At 47.5% G+C, this 4,764-nt stretch carries 4 protein-coding genes and 1 pseudogene; 2 read left to right on the forward strand and 3 right to left on the reverse strand.

The window, feature by feature from the left end; all coding sequences use genetic code 11:
• The first annotated feature begins 104 nt into the window (after nt 1-104).
• Nucleotides 105-350: a hypothetical protein gene (locus ACNRUY_RS25760; RefSeq protein ID WP_488114530.1), complete on the forward strand. Its 246-nt coding sequence runs from the start codon at nt 105-107 to the stop codon at nt 348-350.
• A gap of 73 nt (nt 351-423) precedes the next feature.
• A complete protein-coding gene (locus tag ACNRUY_RS25765; protein WP_488114531.1) occupies nt 424-1,578 on the forward strand; it encodes a pentapeptide repeat-containing protein in 1,155 nt (384 codons plus the stop codon).
• A gap of 24 nt (nt 1,579-1,602) precedes the next feature.
• Here ACNRUY_RS25765 and ACNRUY_RS25770 read toward each other — a convergent pair whose 3' ends face one another.
• The 3 genes and pseudogenes from ACNRUY_RS25770 to ACNRUY_RS25780 form a co-directional block, all read right to left on the reverse strand.
• Nucleotides 1,603-1,920, reverse strand: a complete 318-nt coding sequence (locus tag ACNRUY_RS25770) for a heavy metal-binding domain-containing protein (protein ID WP_488114532.1) — start codon at nt 1,918-1,920, stop codon at nt 1,603-1,605.
• Nucleotides 1,921-1,940: 20 nt separating this feature from the next.
• Nucleotides 1,941-4,175: a type I secretion C-terminal target domain-containing protein gene (locus tag ACNRUY_RS25775; protein WP_488114533.1), complete on the reverse strand. Its 2,235-nt coding sequence runs from the start codon at nt 4,173-4,175 to the stop codon at nt 1,941-1,943.
• A 15-nt stretch (nt 4,176-4,190) separates the two neighbouring features.
• Nucleotides 4,191-4,511: pseudogene (locus tag ACNRUY_RS25780) on the reverse strand (VCBS domain-containing protein); the annotation flags it as partial.
• Between the last annotated feature and the right edge of the window lie 253 nt (nt 4,512-4,764).

Genomic DNA, 4,764 nt, shown 5'->3' on the forward strand with positions numbered 1-4,764 from the left:
GCTTATCAGTGAGCGAGGAGAATTTGGAAAACAGGGCTTTTGCAGACATCGAAAGACAGGAAAAACCCTGATTATACAGGCTGTTTCTTGATGGCGCTGTTCAATTGGTGATCATGTTTTTGCCCTGCCCTGGCTACCCATTCAATGACAGCAAAGCGCAGGCTTCAGGTAACAACAACCTTCTGGAAGTACCGTATCTTCCCTATGAACCCTCTTCTCCCTCCAGAGATGGGCTGAACCTTCACTACGAATGGCACAATTCAGAAAAAGACAGGCAGCTCCAGGAAAGACAGAAAAGAGAGGCTACCGGTATCGACTGCCTTTATTCAAATAGTTCACAACCGGATTGAAGTAATTCCTCACTAAAATTTTCCGGGCTCCGGGCGAATCTCTTTGTAGAGAACTCCCAGGAGAGCAAGGACTGTGTCCAAGAAAAAAAGCCGTTCATCAAAGACCCCATCAAAACCCACTTCCCGTGTCGGTCACTATGACATTCTGGACACCAATGGCCTGAAAACATCCGGATTAACCCATAAGAAAAGCATCCGGTTGAAAGGGGTCGACCGTTACCAGGTCAAAGCAGAGTCCGATCTCAAACCCCAGCTTGAGCAGGAGAAGGAGCGCGCAGCACAGACCAAAGCCCTTCTTGAAAGCCTGCACCCGGGCTGTCAGGCACCGGAATCAGCCAATTATTCCGGGTTGTCATTGATGGGAAAAGACCTGGAGCGGGCCCGCTTCAGAAACAGCTTACTGAAAAACTGCAGTTTCCACTCGGGCAAATTGCGCGGCACCCATTGGAAAAACTGCAACCTCAGCGGTGTCAATTTTCGAAAAGCGGACCTCAGAGGCTGCATCCTTGACGGTTGCAATCTTACTGGAGCCGACCTTCGGTATGCCAACCTGGAAAATGCCCGGATCCTTGACTGTGAGCTCTATGCCGCGAATTTTGATAACAGCACCCTGAGTCAGGCGATCATTGATCACTGTGATATGGGCGCCCAAACCTTTCACAACAGCAACTGCAAAGGCATCAAGCTTTACAGCAGCCAGATTATTCATGGTTTTTTTGATAACGCGGATTTTTCCGAGGCCGAAATCCGGAATATGCTGTTTCGCAGCTGTACCCTGACCCATACCTCTTTTCTCAAAGCCCATATAGACGATACGGTTCTGAAAGGGTGTGACAGCTTTGATGAAGGCCCCATTTTTTCTGAAGCCAGAATGAATAATGTTGCGATGAAGGATTGTGAGTTCCATGCGGTTGAAATGGCCGGAACCCGCCTGGTCAACTGTCTATGGGAAAGGGTGGATATGGACTCAGCCCTGCTGGATGACACTGAGTTTCGACAGGTCAACTTTAATGAAAGTTTTTTAAAAGACTGTTACAGCCTGGAAAAGTCCCCGACCTTCAATCAATGCCGGCTTGATCATCTGGTGATCGACCAGGCTGATCTGGCCCAGGCTCAGTTCAGCCAGAGTTCCTTTATCGCTACCACGATTCGGGATTCTGACTTTGCCCAGTGGAACCTGCAACATACCGGCCTGGACCCAGAGACCGTCATAGAAAATTCGGATTGAGCCTGCTCTGCCGGCTCACTTCCTTTAGATTCTGACCGCTGTACCGCTGATACTCACCATCAGCATACTGCCTTTTTCCCCCACCACTTCATAATCCAGGTCAATACCCACAACGGCGTTAGCGCCAAGGGCCTCAGCCTTTGCCTCTAATTCCTCAAAGGCTGCCTCACGGGCTTTTTCCAGTTCCCGCTCATAGGCCCCAGAACGCCCTCCTACAATATCCCGGATGGAAGCAAAGAGATCTCGAAATACATTGGCTCCGACAATCGCTTCCCCCACTACCACTCCCAGATATTCTCTGACCGGGCGGCCCTCAATGGCAGGCGTCGTTGTTTTCAGCATGTTTCTTTACTCAGCGTGGTTCAATCCAGTTGAAGATTACCATCATTAAGCAGGTTGTTGATGATTTCTGAGTCACTACTGCCCAGGGATGAGAGATCAACGCCTTCCAGCTTGATTTTCTGGGTTACATTTCCATCAGCCTCAGGCTTAACCTCTAAAGTGGTATCTCCATTTTCGAAATTCAAACTGAGATACTGATCCAGCGCCCCACTTTCATCCATCAGAACATCACTGAGATCAATAACATCCCCTCCCTCCCCAACGTGGAAGTCCGTGATAACATCTTCTACCGGTGAGCCATCGCTACTGGAATCGCTCAGAGCAAAACTGAATGTATCAGAGCCTGCGCCTCCTTCCAGAGTGTCATTACCAGCACCACCAAAAATCAAGTCATTGCCGGCATTACCCAGGAGGTGATCATTCCCCCCTTCACCCTTAAGAATTTCGCCCTCTTCGGAAGAATAAATAATTTCACTTTCTCCGGAACCAAGGAGACTTTTCTCAGGGCTTACTGCAGCGGTAACTCGAAGACTATCGATACCAAAGGGGTTGGTATTATCAAACCGAATTTCATCAATATCCTCAAAAGTAATATCTCTTGCTGTCGGTTGCTCCAGACTATCTCTGGTTTCTGAAACCAGGGTTGGTGAAACCGTTGAAACCAGAACACCATCCTTGAAACCATAGAAAGTCACCGTCGCTGTAAACCAGGAGGAGGACGTCACATCAAACATCACCCGAGACGGACTTCCTTGAAATCTGATTGAAGAGTAAGCGGTATCGGCCGCTCCATCCCAGGTAGAATTTTCACCATTCGCCCCCCATGCCCAGTCGCCCCTTACCCCTAAGAAGCTCGCCCCTTGGGTTCCTGTCATGGCCCATGAGCCATTACTGTTATCCTCAATTTCAAAGAACTCACCACTGTCAGCCCCTATTTCAAACGTGACTACCGAGGAGTAACTGGACAGCTCAGATTCAAAATCAATCAGAATATCGTTGATAACGGACAGCGACTCAATATTTGCAATCATTGGCTGCATCTGCGTAGAACTTTGCCCATCATCTCCAATGTATTTGTCATTGACCGCAGGAGGGTCTATCCAACTTAAACTGGTTGCGTCATCAACCAGATTGCTTGCATCATCCTGCTGTACGGATTCTTCCGGGGAAGTACTCGGCGGGTTTGGCGTAATCAATCTTGCCGCTGTTCTTGTGTACTCAAGAGTGTCGCCTGACCGGGAAAAGGTTACGTAGTTCAACACTACTGAATTATCCAGCTCTCCGGATCCTCCGGCCGTCGACCAGGAAGGTCTTGATACCAGCATGTATTCACTGAGGTTATTCGGATTTTGAACAAAACCGACAGCCTCTCCAAAGTCACTTAAGGTCTGGAAATCAATGTCACTGATATCCTCAGGGTTGATATCCGTAGTGCCATAAGTTGTTGCTGTGTTGTAATCGGCATTCAAAGTCACCACTGAATCATACAGCCTGACCGGCACATTATCCTGAATATCAATGGAGAATGACTTTTCACTGCTGGACTGAGAGCCATCACTGACACTGAACCTGAAACTAATCGCTGAAACCGGGTCTGTTGCCGGTGAGGTATAGGTGAGATTGCCAATGTCCGATACAGCGATAACCTGGTTGGCCGTTATGGCTGAACCGTTAAGAGCCATAGAGCCTGATGCCGGTAATGCAGTGATCGTCACTGACTGCAAACTCCCCCCCATGTTGTCATCAAGAAAATTAAAGTCTTCAGAGGAAAAGGTATAAGTGTTTTCCGGACCAAGAATCAAGCTGTTATCACGAGCCTCTGGTTCATTATCCACTGCAATGATATCAATACTGGCAGAAACACTTTCAGCACTGAAAGCAGTAATCCCACCATTACTTCTGACATCAGCCGTCCCTCCTGCAACCCCGGAGCTCTGGTCCCATGCGCGAAAAGTGATCGACGCAGATCCATGGTAATTTTCATTGGGAACAAAACGAATCCTATAGGAATCTTCCAGTAACAGGGCACTGGCGGCGGATAGATCCCCTATCTTTTGCCAGCTAACGGAATTATCCGAAGAAAACTCCCAGGTTCCATTACTGCTATCTACACCTTCAATGGCTATTCCTTCAAGGCTGTTTTCATCTGCATCACTGATCCGGCCCGCCACCAGATCGGATACCCGCTGTCCAAACGGACTGATGTAATCTTCATTGATAGAACTGAGTGTTAAAGAACTGTCGTTATTTAACACAGGGGCAGCATTCTCATTTTGAGCGTTAAGTACGATAGAAACGGTATGAGTAGAACCATCGATGGAAGTTACCTGAATGGTATCATTTACCGATTCATTTTGTGTAATAGCCTGGGTCTCAGAAAGGGATGTGTCCAGGGTGTAAATCCAGTTACCATTAGCATCAATTGTCAGCTCTCCATATATCCCTGAAACAGAGCCTGCATTAAAGAGGGCTTCATTTTCGTCCAGGTCTGTTATTTGCAGGCTGCCTGTGGCAGTGATGGCTGAGAATTCATGAGGGTTAGCAACATTTGAAGAGTCAATACTGATATTCAGGTTATAAGTAGCATCTATGGTCGATGAATAAGTAGTGTCATAAGGCGCAACCCGAACATAATAATAACCGTCTGTTGGAACAGTGTATGTTAAAAATGAATCGACGTAGGAGTATTTAGAAACAGAACCAGGGTCTTGCTGATTTGTAGTAGTTCAGACCTGATCTGACAGTCACCGATTTTTCAGAGGGTGTCTGTCAGGTCAAATTCAGGCTACAAATTTTTCCTTCCAGATCTCTTTGCCATCTATCAGAGTTTCCATTGGCGTTCTT

It is taken from the genome of Endozoicomonas sp. Z74 (genome assembly GCF_057680865.1).

What these genes read in the sequence shown, in the direction of transcription:
- ACNRUY_RS25770 (WP_488114532.1), bottom strand. Translation starts at nt 1,920, where the DNA reads ATGCTGAAAACAACGACGCCTGCCATTGAGGGCCGCCCGGTCAGAGAA.